The organism is Bizionia argentinensis JUB59 (assembly GCF_000224335.1).
In the GTDB taxonomy this organism is placed as follows: Bacteria; Bacteroidota; Bacteroidia; order Flavobacteriales; family Flavobacteriaceae; genus Algorimicrobium; species Algorimicrobium argentinense.
Genome location: NZ_AFXZ01000002.1, coordinates 208,768 through 229,576 on the forward strand (window position 1 = coordinate 208,768; position 20,809 = coordinate 229,576).

22 protein-coding genes are annotated in these 20,809 nt (G+C 32.4%); 17 read left to right on the forward strand and 5 right to left on the reverse strand.

The window, feature by feature from the left end; translation table 11 throughout:
- Positions 1–143: 143 nt before the first annotated feature.
- The 16 genes from BZARG_RS01090 (at position 144) to BZARG_RS01160 (ending at position 14,314) form a co-directional block, all read left to right on the forward strand.
- A complete protein-coding gene (locus BZARG_RS01090; protein ID WP_008634317.1) occupies positions 144–2,456 on the forward strand; it encodes a type IA DNA topoisomerase in 2,313 nt (770 codons plus the stop codon).
- Between the two features lie 88 nt (positions 2,457–2,544).
- The gene (locus BZARG_RS15830; RefSeq protein ID WP_008634397.1) at positions 2,545–2,712 is read left to right on the forward strand and encodes a hypothetical protein; all 168 of its coding nucleotides are present in this window, start codon (positions 2,545–2,547) and stop codon (positions 2,710–2,712) included.
- Positions 2,713–2,790: 78 nt separating this feature from the next.
- Positions 2,791–3,402 carry a TetR/AcrR family transcriptional regulator gene (locus tag BZARG_RS01095; RefSeq protein ID WP_008634792.1) on the forward strand — a complete coding sequence of 204 codons (612 nt, stop codon included), beginning with the start codon at positions 2,791–2,793 and terminating at the stop codon, positions 3,400–3,402.
- Positions 3,403–3,406: 4 nt separating this feature from the next.
- Positions 3,407–4,660 carry a TolC family protein gene (locus BZARG_RS01100; RefSeq protein WP_008634646.1) on the forward strand — a complete coding sequence of 418 codons (1,254 nt, stop codon included), beginning with the start codon at positions 3,407–3,409 and terminating at the stop codon, positions 4,658–4,660.
- A gap of 1 nt (position 4,661) precedes the next feature.
- Positions 4,662–5,582, forward strand: coding sequence for an HlyD family secretion protein (locus tag BZARG_RS01105; RefSeq protein ID WP_008634684.1), 921 nt, complete (start codon positions 4,662–4,664; stop codon positions 5,580–5,582).
- Between the two features lie 31 nt (positions 5,583–5,613).
- Positions 5,614–6,117 (forward strand): hypothetical protein, encoded by a 504-nt coding sequence (locus tag BZARG_RS01110; protein ID WP_008634260.1) that lies wholly within the window; start codon positions 5,614–5,616, stop codon positions 6,115–6,117.
- A gap of 3 nt (positions 6,118–6,120) precedes the next feature.
- Positions 6,121–7,023, forward strand: a complete 903-nt coding sequence (locus BZARG_RS01115) for an ABC transporter ATP-binding protein (protein ID WP_008634315.1) — start codon at positions 6,121–6,123, stop codon at positions 7,021–7,023.
- 84 nt (positions 7,024–7,107) lie between these two features.
- Positions 7,108–7,836, forward strand: a complete 729-nt coding sequence (locus BZARG_RS01120; RefSeq protein ID WP_008634635.1) for an ABC transporter ATP-binding protein — start codon at positions 7,108–7,110, stop codon at positions 7,834–7,836.
- A gap of 164 nt (positions 7,837–8,000) precedes the next feature.
- The gene (locus BZARG_RS01125) at positions 8,001–9,107 is read left to right on the forward strand and encodes an ABC transporter permease (RefSeq protein WP_008634644.1); all 1,107 of its coding nucleotides are present in this window, start codon (positions 8,001–8,003) and stop codon (positions 9,105–9,107) included.
- An 80-nt stretch (positions 9,108–9,187) separates the two neighbouring features.
- Positions 9,188–10,309: an ABC transporter permease gene (locus tag BZARG_RS01130; protein WP_040287873.1), complete on the forward strand. Its 1,122-nt coding sequence runs from the start codon at positions 9,188–9,190 to the stop codon at positions 10,307–10,309.
- Positions 10,310–10,320: 11 nt separating this feature from the next.
- On the forward strand, positions 10,321–11,067 hold the full coding sequence (locus tag BZARG_RS01135) for an LOG family protein (RefSeq protein ID WP_008634258.1): 747 nt from the start codon (positions 10,321–10,323) through the stop codon (positions 11,065–11,067).
- Positions 11,045–11,485, forward strand: coding sequence for a hypothetical protein (locus tag BZARG_RS01140; protein ID WP_237702552.1), 441 nt, complete (start codon positions 11,045–11,047; stop codon positions 11,483–11,485). Before BZARG_RS01135 ends, BZARG_RS01140 begins: the two co-directional genes overlap by 23 nt.
- The gene (locus BZARG_RS01145) at positions 11,464–11,907 is read left to right on the forward strand and encodes a DUF2141 domain-containing protein (RefSeq protein WP_008634652.1); all 444 of its coding nucleotides are present in this window, start codon (positions 11,464–11,466) and stop codon (positions 11,905–11,907) included. Before BZARG_RS01140 ends, BZARG_RS01145 begins: the two co-directional genes overlap by 22 nt.
- A 36-nt stretch (positions 11,908–11,943) precedes the next feature.
- On the forward strand, positions 11,944–12,522 hold the full coding sequence (locus BZARG_RS01150; protein WP_008634413.1) for a cytochrome b/b6 domain-containing protein: 579 nt from the start codon (positions 11,944–11,946) through the stop codon (positions 12,520–12,522).
- 41 nt (positions 12,523–12,563) lie between these two features.
- Positions 12,564–13,460: a hypothetical protein gene (locus BZARG_RS01155; protein ID WP_237702554.1), complete on the forward strand. Its 897-nt coding sequence runs from the start codon at positions 12,564–12,566 to the stop codon at positions 13,458–13,460.
- 11 nt (positions 13,461–13,471) lie between these two features.
- On the forward strand, positions 13,472–14,314 hold the full coding sequence (locus BZARG_RS01160; protein ID WP_008634173.1) for a restriction endonuclease: 843 nt from the start codon (positions 13,472–13,474) through the stop codon (positions 14,312–14,314).
- A gap of 240 nt (positions 14,315–14,554) precedes the next feature.
- On the opposite strand, the gene BZARG_RS01165 is transcribed toward BZARG_RS01160, so the two are convergent.
- From BZARG_RS01165 to BZARG_RS01180, 4 genes are all read right to left on the reverse strand, one after another.
- The gene (locus BZARG_RS01165; RefSeq protein ID WP_008634356.1) at positions 14,555–15,556 is read right to left on the reverse strand and encodes a metal-dependent hydrolase; all 1,002 of its coding nucleotides are present in this window, start codon (positions 15,554–15,556) and stop codon (positions 14,555–14,557) included.
- A 37-nt stretch (positions 15,557–15,593) separates the two neighbouring features.
- Entirely contained in the window at positions 15,594–16,799 is a 1,206-nt protein-coding gene (locus BZARG_RS01170; RefSeq protein ID WP_008634281.1) for a porin, read from the reverse strand.
- A gap of 71 nt (positions 16,800–16,870) precedes the next feature.
- A complete protein-coding gene (locus BZARG_RS01175) occupies positions 16,871–17,329 on the reverse strand; it encodes a cold-shock protein (protein WP_008634691.1) in 459 nt (152 codons plus the stop codon).
- 155 nt (positions 17,330–17,484) lie between these two features.
- Complete coding sequence (locus BZARG_RS01180; protein ID WP_008634780.1) at positions 17,485–18,603, reverse strand: DEAD/DEAH box helicase; 1,119 nt, start codon at positions 18,601–18,603, stop codon at positions 17,485–17,487.
- 123 nt (positions 18,604–18,726) lie between these two features.
- Here BZARG_RS01180 and rlmF point away from each other — a divergent pair, with 123 nt between their 5' ends.
- On the forward strand, positions 18,727–19,581 hold the full coding sequence (gene rlmF, locus BZARG_RS01185; RefSeq protein WP_008634752.1) for a 23S rRNA (adenine(1618)-N(6))-methyltransferase RlmF: 855 nt from the start codon (positions 18,727–18,729) through the stop codon (positions 19,579–19,581).
- Here the strand turns inward: rlmF and BZARG_RS01190 are convergent.
- A complete protein-coding gene (locus tag BZARG_RS01190) occupies positions 19,578–20,798 on the reverse strand; it encodes a class I SAM-dependent rRNA methyltransferase (RefSeq protein ID WP_008634544.1) in 1,221 nt (406 codons plus the stop codon). The two genes, rlmF and BZARG_RS01190, sit on opposite strands and share 4 nt — an antisense overlap.
- Positions 20,799–20,809 lie beyond the last annotated feature (11 nt).

Genomic DNA, 20,809 nt, shown 5'->3' on the forward strand with positions numbered 1-20,809 from the left:
TATTCCAATATTACGATGAATAGATTTAACCCACAACTATTAATTATTAGTTTGTTGAAAAATAATGATTCTCTTAAATTTAAAGGCTGTCTTATTTTGATAAAATTCTGTACTTTGCATCGTTCATAAAAAATCAGATAATCGTGAAAGTTTGTATTGCCGAAAAACCAAGTGTTGCCCGTGAAATTGCATCTGTATTAGGTGCCAATACCCGGCATGATGGCTATTTTGAAGGCAATGGTTATTATGTTACCTATACCTTTGGACATTTATGTACGTTAATGGAACCCAACGATTATAAACCCTATTGGAAAAGTTGGGATTTAAATAACTTACCCATGCTTCCTGAAAAGTTTAAAACCAAAGTAGTTTCAAACTCGGGGATTCAAAAGCAATTTAAAATTGTAAAGAGCTTATTCGATAAAGCCGAGTTAGTCATTAATTGCGGGGATGCTGGACAAGAAGGAGAACTTATTCAACGCTGGGTAATGGATCAGGCTAATTATAAAGGTCCGATTCAACGTTTATGGATTTCATCCCTAACTTCCGAAGCCATAAAAGAAGGTTTTCAAAACTTAAAACCTTCGGCAGATTATGATAATCTTTATTATGCTGGCTTTTCTCGCGCTATTGGCGATTGGCTTTTAGGTATGAATGCTACGCGATTATATACTTTAAAACATGGTGGTTATAAGCAAGTTCTATCGGTAGGTCGTGTGCAAACACCTACTTTGGCTATGGTGGTAAATCGGTTTAAAGAAATTGAGAATTTTAAGCCACAACCTTATTGGGAACTGCAAACTTTATATCGTGAAACGCTTTTTAGTTATGAAGAAGGGCGCTTTCTGAAAATGGAAGATGGTGAAATTCTAGCTAATAAAGTCAAAGAATCTGATTTCGAAATTATTTCTACTACCAAGAAAAAAGGTAAGGAATATGCACCGAAACTTTTCGATTTAACGGGTTTACAAGTTCATTGTAACAAACGATTTGGTTTTACTGCAGATGAAACTTTAAAACTCATACAAAGTTTATATGAACAAAAAGTAGTGACGTACCCAAGAGTTGATACTACTTTTTTACCTAATGATGTATATCCTAAAATTGCGGGTATTTTAAAAAATCTGACAAATTATGCAGATTTAGCGACGCCCCTTTTAGGGAAAAAGATTAAAAAATCATCGAAAGTATTTAATGATAAAAAAGTAACCGATCACCATGCCATTATTCCTACAGGTGTTGAAAGTAGGTTGCAATACAATCAACAACAAGTTTATGATAGTATTGTAAGACGCTTTATTGCTGCTTTTTATGATGATTGCGATGTGTCTAACACCACCGTAATTGGTCAAGCAGCCGATGTGAATTTTAAAACCACTGGAAAAGAAATTTTAAAGAAAGGCTGGCGTGTGGTTTTTGAAAACCCTGAAAAAGAATCAAAAACATCGGATACATTGCCTGCATTTGTAAAAGGTGAAAAAGGACCACATGAACCCTCTTTTTTAGAGAAACAAACCAAACCACCCAATCAGTTTACGGAGGCTTCCCTCCTACGCGCTATGGAAACAGCCGGAAAACAGGTGGATGATGATGAGTTGCGTGAATTAATGAAAGATAATGGTATTGGTAGACCGTCCACTCGTGCAAATATTATAGAAACGCTTTTTAAACGTAAATACATTTACCGAAACAAAAAGCAGGTTCTTCCCACTTCTACAGGTATTCAATTAATTGATACGATACAAAATGATATTTTAAAGTCTGCTGAACTGACTGGAACTTGGGAAAAGCAATTGAAAGATATTGAAAAAGGTACTTTTAAAGCGAGTACGTTTATCAATAATATGAAACGCATGGTGGATGAATTGGTATATGAAGTACGTAGTGAAACTAAACGTGCTAATATATCTCATGCATCAATCACGAAACAAAAAACGGACAAACCCAAAGTTAAAAAAACAAATACTGTAAAAGGTATTTCAACTGAAAGTTGTCCGAAATGTAAACAAGGCACTATTATTACGGGAAAATCGGCTTATGGCTGTTCTGGCTATAAATCGGGGTGTAAGTTTGTTTTACCTTTTCAGGTTCACGACAAGAAGATTTCGGAAAAGCAATTTATACGTCTACTACAAAAAGGATCAACAGTTAATTTAAAAGGCTTTAAAACCGATTCGGGCACAGTTGAAGGTTTATTGCGTTTTAATGATGATTTTAAATTGGTTCTAGAACCAAAAATGAAAAAGCCAGCAGCTGCAGCTGCCGCATCATACAAGATTATATGTCCTAAATGTAAAAAAGGTACGATAGTCAAAGGCCAGACCGCTTATGGTTGCACCAAATACAATAAGGGTTGTGATTTTTTACTGCCCTTTGAAACACTTCGTGATCGAGCCAATGGAAAGAAACTAACTAAAGAGTTGGTGTTAGAAATTATTCAAAATCATGCTAATTAGCTTTTAATTTTATAAATTGTGATATATATCATAGTTAGACTCAGGTCTAATCTATATTTTTACTTATTGAAAACCAAAACTTATAATTATGATTACTCAAACCCTTGCACTGTACAACTGGAATAATGGTGTTATAATGATTGCTATATTTGCATTCGTTTGTGTCGCTTTAGTCGCCATTTTAATTAAATTTCTAATGAGCGGAAAACCTAAAGAAGAGCTTCAAGATCAAGACGATACCACCACTAACTTATAAATTTTAAAACAATTCATTCTCGTAATGAATTGTTTTTTGTACATTTGTTAACCAAATGGTTAAACCAAGCAGTTTGTTATGGCTAAAAAGAAAGATGAAAACACGGAATTACAAATATTAGAGGCCGCAAAAAACGTGTTTCAGGCTAAAGGAATGGATGGTGCTAGAATGCAAGAAATTGCCGATGCCGCTAGTATAAATAAAGCCATGCTTCACTACTACTTTCGCAGCAAGCAATTACTCTTTGAAGCGGTATTTAAAAATGCATTTGCCATGTTGGCTCCTCAATTAAATATTATTTTGAATGATGAATCTTCTATTGAGGATAAGGTTAAAAATTTCACATCTAGTTATATTTCTTTTATAATAAAGCATCCATATCTCCCGAACTTTATCATTCAGGAATTAAATAGAAACCCAGCTTTTCTTCAAAAAATTCAAGAGAACTCTACTTTATTAAATATTGATAAATTTAAAAAACGTGTAGAATTAGAAATAAGTCAAGATATTTTAAAACCTATTTCTGGCGAACAGCTATTTATTAATATTCTCGCGTTAAACATTTTCCCTTTTGTTGCTAAACCATTAATAAAAGCTTTTACAAAAGAGGATGATGCTGGTTTTAAAAAGCTTATGAAAGATCGCCGAACAGAAGTTTCGGAATTTATCATTCATGCCATAAAAAAATAGTAATATGAAAAAAATGTTTAGCATCGTGTTTCTCCTTTTTATAGGCGTACAAAGTTGGTCTCAAGAACTTGTTACGTTGGAAAGTTGTTACCAATCGTTATCTGAAAATTACCCGTTAGTCAAGCAATATGCCTTATTAGAAAGTCAGAACACTTTAGATATAGATGCTGTAGATACAGGAAAATTACCACAAATATCCTTCGACGCTCAAGCTTCTTATTTATCGGATGTTATAGATATTCCTATTCCTAATTCTGGCATTGAACCTCCTAATAACGATCAATATCGTGCAACACTTTCGGTAAACCAGTTAATTTATAACGGTGGCGCTATCAATGCGACTTCAAACTTAAAATTGGCGCAATTAAAAACACAACAAAAACAGCTGGAAGTCAGCCTATATCAACTTAAACAGCGTGTTAATCAGTACTATTTTTCCATATTACTTCAAAACGAATCCATTGCTTTACTAGATTCTAAAAAAAACCAATTAGAAACTAAAATTAAAGAGGTTAAATCGGGCATCGAATACGGTACCATGTTACCAGCATCCGACAAGGTTATTGAGGCTGAACTATTAAAAATTAAGCAACAATTAACCGAAATTCTTAATAATAAAAAAGTTTTAACAGAAACCTTGTCTTCCTTAATTGGTAAACCTTTAAATGCATCTACTACATTTCAAAAGCCTGATATTGCTACAAACATCTCTCCTACACTTCAACGTCCAGAGCTTGAATTATTTCAGTTGAAAAAAGAAGAAATTGAAAGTCAAAAGTTACTGATTCAAAAAGATAATATGCCTAAATTGTTTGGTTTTGCTTCTGGTGGTTATGGAAATCCTGGATTAAATATGTTGGACAATTCGTTTCAAACATTTTATACTGTTGGCGCAAAATTAAATTGGAATGTATTTGATTGGAATGCTAACAAAAAGAAGCGCGAATCCTTAATTATTAATAAAGATATTGTTGATAATGAAGCAGAAATTTTCCAACTGAACACCAATATTGAATTGAATAAATACGAGTCGGAAATCACTAAAATATCTGAAACGATACTCATAGATTCAGAAATTATCAATCTGCGAAAAGAAGTATTATTAGCAACGGAATCCCAGTTGCGAAATGGTGTAATTACGACATCCACCTATATTACCGAATTAACCAATTTGTATGAAGCAGAGAATATTTTCGCTACACACAACATACAATTAGAATTAGCAAAAGCAAATTATAATATTACACAAGGACAATAAAATGAAGCATACAAATACATTTTTAATAGGAATTATTGCGGCCATAGTAAGTTTGGTTTCATGTAGCGATTCCAATGGTAAAGCCAACGGATATGGGAATTTTGAAGCGACAGAAATTACAGTTTCAGCCGAAAACAATGGTAAACTCATGGCTTTTAGCTTAAAGGAAGGCGACGAGCTTAAAAAAGAAGCTTTTATAGGTTATATAGATACCATTCCATTATCCTTAAAACGGGAACAACTTTTAGTTTCAAAGGATGTAATTGGTAGCAAATCCAAAGGCGTATTGTCTCAAATAGCTGTATTGCAAGCCCAATTAAAAACTGGTAATTTAAACAAAACCAGAGTTGAGAATCTGATTAAAGATAAGGCTGGAACCCAAAAACAATTGGACGATGTTCAAGGTGAAATAGATGTAATAAAACAACAAATTCGCAGTGTAGAAATTCAAAACGCACCAGTTGTGAATGAATTAAAAAGTATAGATGTCCAAATTAAACAAATCGACGATCAAATTGAAAAATGCAAAATTATCAATCCTATTAATGGAACTGTTTTAACTAAATATGCCGAACCAAATGAAATTACAGCTTTTGGCAAGCCACTATACAAAATTGCAGATTTAAACAACATGGAGTTACGAGTTTTTATAAGCGAAACGCAATTAGCTAATATAAAAATTGGTGAAGAAGTAACTGTTAAAATAGACAGCCATGATACAATGAAGGATTATTCTGGAACCATTACATGGATTGCTTCGGAAGCTGAATTTACCCCTAAAATAATCCAAACAAGAGAAGAACGCGTCGCTTTAGTATATGCCGTAAAAATAACGGTAAAAAATGATGGCAGTTTAAAAATAGGTATGCCAGCAGAAATGTGGATTTCTTCCGCGAACAATTCCAAAGAAAAAAGTAACTAATAATTATAATCAATTTTTTAAATTAAATATTATGAAAAAAACAATTCTTACAATCGCAATGATGGCACTTATTTTTTCAAGTTGCAATAACAACAAAAAGGAAGAACCTGTTGCAGAACAAAATACCGAAGAAAAAGTTGACGCTGTTTCTCATGAAAAGCATGAACAACATCAGGAACATCGCGCTTTAAATAACAATTGGATGAATGAAATTCAAATGGATAATGGCAGCAAATGGTTGGCCAATATTGAAACGACTGATGGTGTAAATGATATGCTAGAACTAATTTCTGAAAGCAAAACAGAAACAGTTGAAGACTATTTAGGTTTAGCCAATAAACTAAACGAAAGAAAAAACACATTGGTTAAAGAATGTACCATGACAGGACCATCTCACGACAATCTTCATGTGTTTTTACATCCACTAATTGAAAAAACAGATGCGTTACTAGAGACAAAAACAACGGAAGAAGGTTCAGAAATCTTAAAAAGTATTACAGATAATTTAAACGCATATAAAACTTATTTTCAATAAAAAATGGGTATTACTGTTTCTAACATATCAAAATCATATAAAGACGTAAAAGCCCTACAAAACATATCGTTTGATGTAAAACCAAATGAATTGTTTGGGCTTATTGGACCCGATGGCGCCGGTAAAACAACGCTTTTCAGAATCCTAACAACGTTATTAATCGCTAATGAAGGTCAAGCCACAGTTGCAGATTTAGATGTGTTAAAAGATTTTAAAGAGATACGAAAACATGTTGGGTATATGCCTGGCAGATTTTCTTTATATCAAGATTTAACGATTGAAGAAAATCTGACGTTTTTTGCAACTATTTTCGGAACAACGATAGAAGAAAACTACGAATTGATAAAAGACATTTATGTTCAAATTGAACCTTTTAAAGATCGTAGAGCAGGGAAATTATCTGGAGGTATGAAACAAAAACTGGCTTTGTGCTGTGCGTTAATTCACAAACCAAAAGTTTTATTTCTGGATGAACCCACAACAGGCGTAGATCCAGTTTCTAGAAAAGAATTTTGGGAAATGCTAAAACGTTTACAGCAAAAAGGAATTACCATTTTAGTGTCCACACCTTATATGGATGAAGCTGCTTTATGCGATAGAATTGCATTGATTCAAGATGGAAAAATTTTACAGATTGATACACCCGAAGCCATTGTAAATCAATATCCCAAAACTATTTATAATGTTAGTGCTAATAACATGTATTTATTAATAAACAGCTTGAAGGCATATCCACATCAACATAGCGTGTATCCATTTGGTGAATTTGTACATTATACAGATACGCGAGAAGGATTTAATCCAGAAGAATTAGAACAGTATTTAGAAGTACAAAACCTATTAAATATTAGGATTGAAAAAACTGAAGCTACTATTGAAGATAGCTTTATGGAATTGGCAAAATAAGGATTATAAACACTGTTAGGTATAAATTCTGAAATTTCTTTAATTAATATAACAATGAGATTCCCACTTCCGTGGGAAGTAAATATGAACAAAAACAACGTCATACAAGCCGAAGGCCTAACCAAAATGTTTGGCGATTTTACAGCTGTAAATGCCATTACATTTGAAGTGAAAAAAGGCGAAATCTTTGGATTTCTTGGTGCCAATGGTGCTGGAAAAACAACTGCGATGAAAATGCTAATTGGCATTTCGACTCCTACTTCAGGAACGGCCAAAGTAGCCGGTTTTGATGTGTTTACACAAGCCGAAGATATTAAGAGAAATATTGGTTATATGAGCCAAAAATTCGCTTTATATGATGATTTAACAGTTAAAGAGAATATTACTTTTTTTGGTGGAATATATGGTTTATCACGGGTGAGAATTAAAGAAAAAACCAAAGAGTTGATTGCCGATTTAGGTTTGGAGGAAGTCGCAAATCAGTTAGTAGGCTCCTTACCATTGGGTTGGAAGCAGAAATTGTCGTTTTCGGTAGCACTCATTCACGAACCGAAAATTGTGTTTTTAGATGAACCTACTGGCGGTGTAGATCCCATAACTAGAAGACAATTTTGGGAAATGATTTATCGCGCATCTCACCAAGGAACTACCATATTTGTTACCACGCATTATATGGATGAAGCCGAATATTGCGATCGGGTTTCTATTATGGTGAATGGTAAAATTGAAGCTTTAAATACACCTAAAAAGCTCAAAGAACAGTTTGGGGTGCAAAGTATGAATGATGTGTTTTTAAAATTGGCTCGTGGGTGAAACAGTTTGTTGTCGCAAGAACAGTTTTAAAACGCTGTGGATCTCTGTGATTTCTCTGTGCAACTCGGCGTAACAATAAATAAACCTGTGATAACTATTGAAATCTATTGGAGAAAAAATAGTACTAATTAAAAATAGATTCCTGGTTTCGCAGGAATGAAGGCATGAAAAGATTTATAGGATTCGTTACAAAAGAGTTTTACCATATTTTCAGAGATAGACGCTCCTTGTTTATACTTTTCGGAATGCCTATTGTCCAAATTCTGCTTTTTGGTTTTGCTATTACCAATGAAATCAACAATGTAGATATAGCTATTCTAGATAATTCAAAAGATGCCACTACTCAAGAAATTATCAATAAAATATCAGCCTCCAAATATTTCAATATAAAACAGATTATTCAGCAGGAAAATGAATTGGAGTCTGTTTTTAGAAAAGGAAAAGTAAAAGCTGTTTTAAATTTTGAAAACGATTTTAGTAAAAATCTTATTAAAGAAAATCAGGCAACAATTCAAATAATTACAGATGCCACCGACCCGAATACGGCCAACACCATTAGTAATTTCGTAAACTCTATTCTACAGAAATACCAACAAGATCAAAATAAAGGCATAGAAATTAAATATATAATTATTCCCGAGCCACGAATGGCATACAACCCAGAACTAAAAAGTGTTTATATGTTTGTGCCTGGCGTTATGACTATTATTTTAATGCTCGTTTCCGCCATGATGACTTCTATTTCCATTACAAGAGAAAAAGAACTTGGAACCATGGAAATTTTATTGGTCTCGCCTATAAAACCCTTTCAAGTTATTGTAGGAAAGGTTTTTCCATACATATTTCTTTCAATAATAAATGCTGCAGTCATTGTTCTATTGAGCATTTTTATCTTCAAAATGCCAGTTCAAGGCAGTTTGTTCCTATTAGGATTAGAAAGTATATTGTTTATTATTTCTGCATTAGCATTGGGAATTTTAATTTCAACCATATCTAAAACACAGCAAACGGCGATGATGATTTCTTTAATGGGACTTATGCTACCTGTAATTCTATTATCTGGTTTTATTTTCCCTATATCTAGCATGCCATTACCGCTTCAAATTATTAGTAATACTATTCCCGCTAAATGGTTTATCATCATTCTAAAAGGCATTATGCTGAAGGGCGTTGGTTTAGCATTTATTTGGAAAGAGACATTGATTTTAATCGGAATGACCGTGTTTTTTATTGGATTAAGTGTGAAAATGTATAAAATTAGATTAGAATAGAAACAGAAAACAGATGAATGAGAAAAGACTATTACAAGAATCTATATTCTTTGTTTTATTCTCCTTATTCTTTTAAAATTATGAGAACAATACTATTTATCATACAGAAAGAATTCAAGCAAATCTTTAGAAATAAAGGTATGCTACCTATTATATTTGTTTTACCACTACTCCAACTGGTAATTCTTTCCAATGCAGCCACTTTTGAAGTCAAAAACATCAAATTCTCCTATATTGATTCTAATCACAGTATGTCATCCAGAGCTTTAATTGAAAAATTTCAAGCATCAACTTATTTTAATGTTTTAACTGATTTTCCTTCTGAAGTTCTGGCCAGTTCAGCCATGCTTAAAGGCGAGGTAGATGTGGTTTTAAACATTCCCGCACATTTTGAGCGCGATTTACAAAAAGAAAAAAAAGCAAAGTTAGGCATCACAATAAACGCCATTGATGGTGCTGCCGCAGGTGTTACAAACGTTTATATTTCGCAAATAATCCAGAGTTATAACAAGAATATTCAAACAGATTTGATGCAGTTTTCAGACATGCAAATCCGTCCTGTTAATATTGAAACTATTCCGCTTTTTTGGTATAACGAAACTTTAAATTATAAAACATTTATGGTGCCAGGCATTTTGGTGCTTTTGGTAACCATGATTACGTTATTTCTTTCAGGAATGAACATAGTAAGAGAAAAGGAAATTGGAACTCTGGAGCAGATTAATGTCACGCCAATCAAGAAAAGTCAGTTTATTATTGGAAAACTATTCCCATTTTGGGCTATTGGGATGGGTTTATTAACCATTGGCTTAATATTAGCAAGGCTAATTTTTGATGTTCCTATGGTAGGAAGTGTAATATTGATGTATAGTTACACATCTATATTTATTCTTGTTATTCTTGGTATGGGCTTATTCATTTCTAATTTCACGGATACGCAACAACAAGCCATGTTTATAGCATGGTTCTTTGTCGTGATTTTTATTTTAATGAGTGGTTTATTCACACCTATTGAAAGCATGCCAAAATGGGCTCAAAACATTACCGAATTCAATCCTATAAAATACTTTGTGGAAGTCATGCGTATGGTTATGCTTAAGGGTTCCGGATTTATGGATATTCTACCACAACTCATAAAAACGCTTATTTATGCTATTATTATGAATGGTTTGGCTGTATGGAGTTATAAGAAAACAACTTAAATAGTTTGCTCATGAAAACACAAAACAAGAATAAATTATCTACAGGCGAATCTCTATTTGTCAAAGGTCCTTTATCGCGTTTTAAAGAATTGAGTTTTGCTTTTAATGTATTTTTCAATTTTATAAATGCCTTTCGTAAAATGCATTTTATTGGACCATGCGTAACGGTTTTTGGCTCCGCAAGATTTACACCAGATTCTGAACATTATGAAAATGCAGAAAAAATTGGCTCTGCTTTAGCAAAAACAGGATTTACAGTAATGACTGGAGGTGGTCCAGGCATTATGGAAGCTGCGAATAAAGGTGCTTTTGAAGCTGGTGGATACTCGGTTGGGTGTAATATTATTCTGCCTTTTGAGCAAAAGCCAAATCCGTATTTACACAAATGGATTAATATTCCATATTTCTTTTTACGCAAAGTTATTCTAGTAAAATATTCCTATGCTTTTGTGGTCATGCCTGGCGGTATCGGAACTTTAGATGAGTTATTTGAAGCATTAACACTTATTCAAACTAAAATAATTCATGATTTTCCAGTTGTTATTTTTGATTCAAAATATCATAAGGAATTAATTCAACATATTGAAGTAATGGCAGAAAATGAAAGTATTAGTCCAGAAGATATGAAACTACTATTTGTAACGGATTCTGTGGAAGAGTTAATTAGGCATATTGAAACACATTCCATTAAAAAATTCGGACTTATTAAAAAACACGACAAACCAAAATGGTGGCTTGGCGAATCAATTAACAAATAAATATCAAATGAAAGCTACAAAGATTATCAATACCGGAAGTGCTATTATTTTAGGTCTCTTTGCATTGCTTACTCTATTTTTAAGCAGCTCTGTAATTTTTAATTGGTTTGGTGTTAGAGCCAAAGAAGGAAACTATGTTCTGCTTATAGTTTGGGCAAATTTTATTTGTAGCATTTTATACCTGTTTGCGGCTTATGGATTTATAAAAAGAGCAAAGTGGACTTTTTGGGTATTAATAATAGCTTTGATAATACTAATTATTGCTTTTGCTGCATTGCTAATACATATTAATAATGGTGGAATTCACGAAGAAAAAACCATTGGAGCTATGATTTTTAGAATGTCAATCACATTAACGTTTTCGCTTGTAGCTTTAATTAAATTTAATAAATCATTATGGAGAAAACACTCATATTAAGTTTGCTGGTGTTTAGCACATTAATAAGCAATATTAAAACAGAAACGTATTCATTAACCATAAAAACTAATGGTTTAGAAAACTCTGACGGCACAATAGTATTTGCTATATATAATAAAGACGGTTCTATTCCAGATCAAAAATTTAAAAACTATTTTAAAAAGGAAAATGCGCTTATTGTTAATAATAAATCTGAAATAACTTTTAATAATTTACCGAAAGGATTATACACTGTAACCGTTTTACATGATGAAAATAAAAATGGAAAAATAGACACAAAATTTATGGTACCATTACCAGATGAAGGTGTTGGATTTTCAAATTATGATGATTTCGGATTAAGCAACCGACCAAATTTTAAAAAAGCAAGCTTTAATTTGAGTAAAAACACAACTGTGATAGTAAAAGTAATCTATAAATAAAACCAAAGTTATTCATCAGAATAAAAAACAAATATTATGAAAAATACAACGTATTCTAAAGTATATCGAATTATTCATTGGGCTATAGCTATTTCATTTATGCTATTGCTAATTACGATTTTTCTGCGATTAACGTGGATGAATAAGTATAATGTGGCAGCTATTATTCAGGATTATTTGAGTACTACTGGGCAGAATTTATCTGAAAATCAACTTATTACTTTAGCTAAAAAGATAAGACAACCTATGTGGGATTGGCATATTTACATGGGCTATGTATTGGTAGGATTATTTAGTATTCGTTTTATACTCCCGGCATTTGGACACATGAAGTTTCAAAGTCCATTTGGTAAAACGCTATCCACAAAAATGAAATTTCAGAAATGGATTTATATCATTTTTTATCTATGTGTTATTGTTTCACTTATAACTGGATTAATTATAGTATTAGGACCAAAAGAATTTAAAAAATCAATGGAAGAAATCCACGTGCTTGGTATTTACTACTTGATAGCATTTATAGTAATCCATTTGGCAGGTATATTAATAGCAGAATTCACAAATCAAAAAGGAATTATTTCAAGAATAATAAGTGGTTCTAAAGACAAAGATTAAAGGCTGGAAAGTACCAAAAAAACATATTGAAAATGTACGCAATGAAAATGAAAACTTGCACCTTGTTACTGTATTTGTGTTCATCATATTTTGTTTTTTCGCAAAAAGATGTTGATACATTGCCACGTCTTGATTTGTACAAGATAGCTCTAATCAACCAAACCGATAGTTATATAACGTTCCCAACAGTTATTGGAAATATAGAACCCTTATTGTTTGAAGCTAACGTAAGTCCCTCTTTTGTAATAAGAAAACGAAAGGATTCTAGGCTTATGGCCTTATTAACGGCCCAAATTATTATTAGAATGTATAACGAGGACTCGTATCCTGTTAGAACACCTAGTTATATACCTCAAATTTCTGTGTTTTACCTTTTAAATAAAAGGGAAATGCTTGATTACACCGTTTTATTTGGAAAATTGGCTCACCATTCCAACGGCCAAGATGAAAATTTTTATAATAGTGATGGCACGATAAACTTAAAAACAGGTAATTTTTCAACAAATTTTTTAGAATTAGGAATATTAAAAACAAACTACAGCCAGCGTCTGAAAGCTATAAAGACATGGAAAAGTTCTTTTGAAATGCATCCTAAATCTTGGATGGTAGATGAGTTACAAGGCTCATATAGTGGTTTAAGGTGGCACAACGACTTTAGCTCGTTTAAATTTCCACTTAACAACTCTAATAATACTGATAGAGCTAATTTTTCTTTAAAGGTAGAAACAACAATCATGTTAGATACTTATAACAATCTTAATTTATTTGATTTTGATAGGTTTACGGCAGCTCTAACCTTTTATTACCATCCCAAGTTCCTTGAAGATATTGGGTTATTTATTCAGTTTTATCATGGTATGGATTACTACAATATTTATTTTGAACACCAAATATCTGTTATTCGATTTGGTATCATGACAGAAATTTTAAAATTCTAAAAAATATGACTATGAACAATCAACAGTTATTTATTAAAAAAAGTAATGATGAAGTTGAGCTATTTTCATTTGAAAAATTAACAAATTCTCTTCGTAATTCTGGTGCAAATGAAAACGATATTGCTACTATCATTACTAAATTAAAATTGGAGGTTTATGATGGTATTTCATCTAATGAAATTTATAAAAAAGCTTATGCCCTACTTAAAAAGCATAATCGCATTGCAGCATCAAGATACAGTTTAAAGCGCGCTATTTTTGATTTGGGTCCTACAGGTTATCCATTTGAGAGATTGGTTGGCGCTCTATTAAATGAAAAAGGATTTAAAACAAAAGTAAGTGTTATTTTAAATGGTGAATGCGTAACGCATGAAATTGATGTCTTGGCAGAAAAAGATAAAAATGTATATGCTATTGAATGTAAATTTCATTCAGATAAGAGAGCTGCAAGTAACGTTAAAATACCTTTATATATTAATTCGAGATTTTTAGATATTCAAAAAGAATGGAACTCAAATTCAAAAAATAAAACACATTTAAAACAAGGTTGGTTAGTAACTAACACTAGATTTACGGAAGATGCACTAAATTATGGTAAATGTGTTGGCTTAACTTTATTAAGTTGGGATTACCCCAAAAATAATGGGTTAAAAGCAAATATTGATACCTTGGCTTTGTATCCTGTGACCACATTAACAACTTTAAATAAAAAAGAAAAGCATCAGCTTATAGATAAAAACGTTATTTTGGTTAAAGAACTTATAAATGCAAAAGAAAAAATGAAAAATATTGGAATTTCAGAAGTTAGGATACAGCGTATTTTAGATGAAGTGAAACAATTATGTGAAAATTAAAGTTCTAACAAAAATTACTTTTGTTTTAGATTAAATCAATAAAAATTAGAGAGACACGATTACGCAGATTTATAAATAACTATCAAAATGCTTTAAAAACCATCATAATCTATTAAATTAGAAAAAATTATTGATCTCGTATTAAGTGTTTAAAAATGATTTAGAATAATATTAAGGAATAGGAGGCTATTTTGCAAAATAACTACAGCGGTAATCAACTCATATTATTTAGACTATAAATTAATTTCCTTTCACGCGTACCCAAAGATCTGACATAAGTTTTTTGGCATCGCGACTACCTTTGGGACTTTCTATAAAGTAAATTTCCTTTGTATTCGGTTTTTCTTGAATTTCATACTTAAAAACAAAATTTTCTGAATTTGGTTCCGTATTCAACAAACCAAAGCGTAAATCATTAAAATAAATTTGGTCATCTTTTTCTGTTATAGTAAACCATCCCTGTGATATATAAATCATACGCTGCATTTTATCCAGACTACGATATTTATCAATTACATCATGATTTTTTTGGTACGTTTCAAAAGTAATTGGTTGTGTATCAAAAAAGGAATAGCTTCCTAATAGAAAAGCATCATCGGTTTCTACGTTTGCATTCCATAAAATAGTATTTAATGGCGATGGTCGTGTATCTAATTTATTATATGAAATATTCTGACTTTCCAGCGCTTTTTCAAATTGATTAAACGCTAACCATTTTAAAAGAATGGTGCAGGCTAAATAACTCGTACTTAAAATTAATCCCATGCGGTTGTACAATTGTCGCTTTTTAGACGTTCGTTTTTGAAACATAGCCAATAACAAAAACACAAGAAATGGTACGGTATAAAGCGGATCTATAACAAATATGGTTTTAAAGGCTAATCGTAAGTCCAAAGGCCAAAATAACTGTGTCCCCCAAGTAGTATGAGCATCAAGAATTGGATGCGTTACAAATGCCCAAAAAAATAGCCAAGCCCAACCTTTAAATTCTTTATAGGTTTCATAGCGTGAAACAAGCCATCCAAAAACAAAGGCAAAAATAACCGAAAACACGATAGAATGTGTAAAACCTCTATGAATTTCTAAAGCCGTAACCGTATCTGTAAAAAAGGAAGCAAAAATATCTAAATCTGGAATAGTTCCAGCTATAGCGCCATATAACATAGCTTTATTACCAACTTTTTTCCCTAAAACTGCTTCCCCAACGGCAGCACCTAAAACTATTTGTGTTAAAGAATCCATGTACTGCTAAATATAAATTTTATTAAAATTATGGGTATTAAAATGAAATATCCCATTGAAGTCGAAAGCGCCATTCATTTTGACCTGAATTATCCATATAATCATAAGAAAAACGGGTGAATTCCATAGTTAACTTATTTCGGTGTTCCGGAAAAAACCAATTAAAAGCTAAACCATACTCTTTTTGTAGATTATTTTTAATATTCACATCGGGATTGTAATTGGCAAAAACACCTGCTACCTCTAAAGGTTTTGGTACGAAATCTATAATATTAGATAAAAAGTAACCAGCCTGCAAATAAAAACCTGTCATAGTGGTTGCGCTATTACTAACATAATCGTTAATTTCTTTAAAATGCGCTTCCTGCTGCCAAGAGAATCCACGATATTTAAAAGCAGTTTCAAAAAGAGCTTGATTTGTACGAAATTGGCTTGATTCTGTGTTGTCGAATCCTTCTAATTGACCGCCACCTGAAGATGAAAATCTTGTATAAGAACCTCTATTAGTCGATGCGGCAAAAGCCAGTAAACCTGTAGGTTTTTCATGAAAATCTATATCTGATCCGCTCATTTTTAATTCGCGTCCAAACATATTCCATTGCAAACGACCAATATACATTAAATGATTATCGTCATTTGTGCTTGCGCCCAGTCCTGTACCAGTGAGTACAGCCATATGGTAAGTTAAATCAGCCAAAGTTTCAGGAAATACTCTTCCGTAGAATTCAATTCCTTGTTGCATATCCAAGGTAAACGGTCTATTAATAATGGAACGATCCATCATTTGCTGCTTTCCAGAAGAAATATAACGTTCGCGACCAAAATGTGTTTTAAACTGACCGATTTGAATCTTAAAAAATTCCCATCGTTCAATCATAACACGGAAATCCAATAATCTACCTTTTGCTAAATCGTATTGTACATTATACTTTAGCCAAGTTTGGTAAGCATTTCCACCAATTTTTAAACGCGCTCTATTAATATTAAAACCGGTTTTATTATCGGTACTAAAATCGTCAAACGTAATCGGATTCTGGTTGTTGGGTGTAGAAAATCGAAATTGAAAACGCGATTCTATATGAAAAACATATTTTCTATCCGGTGTACTAAATTCAAAGCCTTTTTTGGTGTAATCAGCTTGTATTTTTTTCGAAGATATGGTGTCGGTTTGTGCTATTAATGAATTAACAGCAAAAACCTGAAACACAATAATCAAAAAAGAAGAAATCGCTTTAAATGGCATAACTTGTTTTGGAAAATAATTAAGAATAGATTCAAAAATAAGTTAAACCATCAAAAGAGAAAAATATCTGATTAAATAACTGTTACTTTTACAGCATTTAAGCCTTTCATTCCTTTTTCTAGTTCAAAAGACACGGTGTCGTTTTCCGCGATCTCGTCAATTAATCCACTAACGTGACAGAAATGTTTTTCTTGAGTTTCTGAATCGATTATAAATCCAAAACCTTTGGAGTTATCGTAGAAAGAAACTTTACCTTTTCTTACTGGATCGAATTCTTCAATCTCGCTATCATCACGTTTCGGAATACTTACTTCAATGCTTTCTGCATCTACTTTAACACGCATAGAAGGATCTGGAGGCGTATCTGTTAAGTTTCCATTAAAATCGACATAAGCAAATTGGATACCATCACTTCCACCTTCTTCTTTATCCATTTTTCTGGCTTCCATTTTCTTACGCTTTTCTTCACGTTTTTTTAGGCGTTTTTTTTCCTTTTCACTTTTATTAAATGTCTGTTGCGATTTTGCCATTTTTTATTTTGTAGTAATTTTTAAGAGTTAAATTGAAGAAATAAAATAATATTTACATGTATTTAAAGAACAATGATCGTATTACTAGCCTAAAATCTATTTTTAGGTTATACTCCAATGGGTGCAAAGATAAGGTTTTATTTCCTTTTTAAAAACTACACATGAAATTCTGTGAATTGTATGCCTAAAGCTTTCTCTATATCTTGAATTCTTTGACGTTCGTTATCTAAAATTAATGCAATAGAACGACCTGCTTTACCAGCTCTGGCTGTTCTTCCACTACGATGTGTATAGTACTCCATATGCTCTGGCAACTGATGATGAATAACAAATGCTAATCCACTAACATCAATTCCACGCGCAGAAACATCGGTAGAAACTAATATTTGCACCGATTCATTTTTAAAAGCACGCATAACCTTATCACGCTCCTTTTGTTGCATATCACCTTCTAAAGCACCAACTGAAAAACCTTCATTCAATAAAGCTTCTGCTAAATTTTTGGTACCAGCTTTGGTTCTACAAAAAATAATACCACGTTGTTTTTTAAAGCCTTCCAGTAATTTCTCTAATACGGAAACTTTATTTTTTATAGCTGTCGTAATATATTGATGAGTAATGTTGGCATTAACTAATGCATTTTTATTTACTTCAATATGAACAGCTTTAGGTGACATATATGTTTTTACGATTTTCTGAATTTCCTCTGGCATAGTCGCCGAAAATAACCACGTAAATCGTTTACCAGATGTATATTTTAAAATGCGATTTAAATCTTGTTTAAAACCCATGCTTAACATTTCATCAGCTTCATCGAGCACTAAAGTATTTATGTTTTTTATATCAATATCACCGCGTTCAATCAAATCTAACAAGCGTCCAGGCGTTGCAACAACAATATGTGTTGTACGTTGCAAAGCTTTAATTTGTTTATCTATTTTTTCGCCTCCATATACACCTTCTGCAAATATTTTAGCATCGCAATACTTGGTGAATCTAAAAAGCTGCTTCTGTATTTGCTGCACTAACTCACGCGTAGGCGCCAAAATTAGGGCTTGAATTTCAGGTTTGGATGGATCTATATGATGTAAAATAGGTAAGCCGTAAGCCGCAGTTTTACCTGTTCCTGTTTGTGCTAAACCAATTAAATCGGTTTCAGTTTTCAGTAAAATAGGTAGCGTTTGCGCCTGAATTTCAGTAGGATTTACAATGTTGAGTTCTTTTAAGGCTTTAATATATTCTTTACGTAGGCCTAAATCGGAAAATGATTTCATAACAATTATTATTGAGCGGCAAAGGTAGATTTATTTTAGGCATATTTATATAATATGTAGGCTAAAGTGGTAAGTGGTTCATTAAGTTTATATTTGTTCTTGAAGAATTTTAAGCAAAAATGCATGCATCCCAATAATATCCATAACAAATCCTATAATTTTGATAGATTAATTATTTCGAATCCAGATTTAAAGACTTTTGTTTTTAGGAATGAATACGGTACAAAAACGATAGATTTTGCGCAGGCTGAAGCTGTATTTCAATTAAATAAAGCGCTTTTACTATCAGATTATGGTTTAGCCCATTACCAATTGCCAGTTGGTTATTTATGTCCTCCAATTCCAGGACGTGCCGACTACATTCATCACATTCATGATTTAATAGATTCAGACCCTACTCCCATTAAAGGCTTGGATATTGGTGTTGGCGCCAATGCCATTTACCCCATTTTAGGAGCGCAAATTTACCAGTGGTATATGGTTGGTACCGATATAAACGCGGAATCTGTTGAAATTGCAAAGAATACAATTGAATTAAATCCGCAACTAAAAGATTTTATTGATATTAGGTTTCAAGAGAATCCAGCTCATATATTTGAAGGTATTATTAAAGAAGATGAACACTATCATTTTACAATATGTAATCCACCTTTTCATGCTTCGGAAAAAGATGCATTAAAAGGTACGCAGCGCAAATTGAAGAATTTGAATTTAGAACCAAAATCGACTTTAAATTTCGGTGGCCAAGCTCACGAATTATGGTGCAATGGCGGGGAAGCTTTATTTATTAAACGGATGATTAAGGAAAGTAAAAAGTTTGAAAATCAAGTAAATTGGTTTACTACACTAGTTTCTAAAGCAGAAAATCTGCCCAAACTTACCAAACAATTAAATAAGCTTAAAGCTACACATCGTATTATTGATATGGGACAAGGTCAGAAAATTTCACGGATTTTAGCCTGGCATTTTCATGATTAATCCAACTGATAATAACCACACTTTAAATAAGCACCTTCAGGAAAACTTATGGGATGATCCGAATCATGTTGTGTTTTTAAAACCAATTTAAATTTTCTTTTGGATTGCGATAAGGTAGCTTTGTTGATATCGAAGAATGTATCCGCAACAATTCTAGACGAACAGGAAGCCAAGATTAACATGCCATTTCTTGCTGTTAGCCTCTCTCCTAGTTGTGCTAATTGCGCGTATTTCTTTTTAGCTAAACTTATTTCCGATTGTTGCTTGGCAAAACTCGGTGGATCAATCACGACGACATCAAAAGTTTCACCGGATTGGATGAGTTGTTCCATTTCAGTAAAAGCATCGCCAGCAATAATGTTATGTTTACCTGAATAGGTATTCAGTTTGCCATTTTCCAAAGCAATTTCTAACGCTTGTTTACTAATGTCTAAACTCGTTACTTCTTTCGCTTGATTTGCCAATGCATGAACTGAAAAACCACCTGCATAGGAAAACACATCTAAAACAGTTTTATCTTGGCTTAATTCTCCTACGCGCTTTCTATTATGTCTGTGATCTAGAAAGTAACCTGTTTTATGACCTTTAATTACATTAGCCGAAAAATTTACGCCATGTTCAACAAATTTTACGACTTCATTATCTAAAGTACCATAAATTACGGAACCATCTGTTAAACCGAAATCGGGTTGTTGTAAGTTTCGACTTAACCGCATAACAACTGTTTTTACTTTAGAAACAGTAATAAGCATTTCAATGATATTATGGAGGTATGGTAACCAAATTTCCGAATATAATTTGATAACTAAAACATGGTCATAGACATCAGCTATTAACCCTGGAAAGCCATCGTTTTCACCAAATATTAAACGATAACCCGTAGTTTTTGTTTTTAATAAAGATTCTCTCTTTTTAAAAGCTTCCTCAATTTTAGATTTAAAAAAATCGGTATTTATATTTTTAGGTTCACCGTGATGTAACATTTTAATACGAATAGGTGATGAGGCATCAAACAAACCAACACCAATAAAAGCATTATCACGTTTATTAAAAATAACTACAACATCGCCCGTGTGTCCTTCTTTATTTATTTTCTCTATACTGTTTTCAAAAATCCAAGGATGCCCTTGTAAAACAGATCGTTCGCCATTAGAATTAAGTTTAACAGCTAAACGTTTTGGGGTTTTATGAAACTCGGGAATATTTAAATGAGACATGTTACTTTCAG

Excerpts from the sequence above, each read along its gene's own strand:
- BZARG_RS15830 (WP_008634397.1), top strand. The coding sequence starts at position 2,545 with ATGATTACTCAAACCCTTGCACTGTACAACTGGAATAATGGTGTTATA.
- BZARG_RS01095 (WP_008634792.1), top strand. The coding sequence starts at position 2,791 with ATGGCTAAAAAGAAAGATGAAAACACGGAATTACAAATATTAGAGGCC.
- BZARG_RS01100 (WP_008634646.1), top strand. The coding sequence starts at position 3,407 with ATGAAAAAAATGTTTAGCATCGTGTTTCTCCTTTTTATAGGCGTACAA.
- BZARG_RS01105 (WP_008634684.1), top strand. The coding sequence starts at position 4,662 with ATGAAGCATACAAATACATTTTTAATAGGAATTATTGCGGCCATAGTA.
- BZARG_RS01110 (WP_008634260.1), top strand. The coding sequence starts at position 5,614 with ATGAAAAAAACAATTCTTACAATCGCAATGATGGCACTTATTTTTTCA.
- BZARG_RS01115 (WP_008634315.1), top strand. The coding sequence starts at position 6,121 with ATGGGTATTACTGTTTCTAACATATCAAAATCATATAAAGACGTAAAA.
- BZARG_RS01120 (WP_008634635.1), top strand. The coding sequence starts at position 7,108 with ATGAACAAAAACAACGTCATACAAGCCGAAGGCCTAACCAAAATGTTT.
- BZARG_RS01125 (WP_008634644.1), top strand. The coding sequence starts at position 8,001 with ATGAAAAGATTTATAGGATTCGTTACAAAAGAGTTTTACCATATTTTC.
- BZARG_RS01130 (WP_040287873.1), top strand. The coding sequence starts at position 9,188 with ATGAGAACAATACTATTTATCATACAGAAAGAATTCAAGCAAATCTTT.
- BZARG_RS01135 (WP_008634258.1), top strand. The coding sequence starts at position 10,321 with ATGAAAACACAAAACAAGAATAAATTATCTACAGGCGAATCTCTATTT.
- BZARG_RS01145 (WP_008634652.1), top strand. The coding sequence starts at position 11,464 with ATGGAGAAAACACTCATATTAAGTTTGCTGGTGTTTAGCACATTAATA.
- BZARG_RS01150 (WP_008634413.1), top strand. The coding sequence starts at position 11,944 with ATGAAAAATACAACGTATTCTAAAGTATATCGAATTATTCATTGGGCT.
- BZARG_RS01155 (WP_237702554.1), top strand. The coding sequence starts at position 12,564 with ATGAAAATGAAAACTTGCACCTTGTTACTGTATTTGTGTTCATCATAT.
- BZARG_RS01160 (WP_008634173.1), top strand. The coding sequence starts at position 13,472 with ATGAACAATCAACAGTTATTTATTAAAAAAAGTAATGATGAAGTTGAG.
- BZARG_RS01165 (WP_008634356.1), bottom strand. The coding sequence starts at position 15,556 with ATGGATTCTTTAACACAAATAGTTTTAGGTGCTGCCGTTGGGGAAGCA.
- BZARG_RS01170 (WP_008634281.1), bottom strand. The coding sequence starts at position 16,799 with ATGCCATTTAAAGCGATTTCTTCTTTTTTGATTATTGTGTTTCAGGTT.
- BZARG_RS01175 (WP_008634691.1), bottom strand. The coding sequence starts at position 17,329 with ATGGCAAAATCGCAACAGACATTTAATAAAAGTGAAAAGGAAAAAAAA.
- BZARG_RS01180 (WP_008634780.1), bottom strand. The coding sequence starts at position 18,603 with ATGAAATCATTTTCCGATTTAGGCCTACGTAAAGAATATATTAAAGCC.
- rlmF (WP_008634752.1), top strand. The coding sequence starts at position 18,727 with ATGCATCCCAATAATATCCATAACAAATCCTATAATTTTGATAGATTA.
- BZARG_RS01190 (WP_008634544.1), bottom strand. The coding sequence starts at position 20,798 with ATGTCTCATTTAAATATTCCCGAGTTTCATAAAACCCCAAAACGTTTA.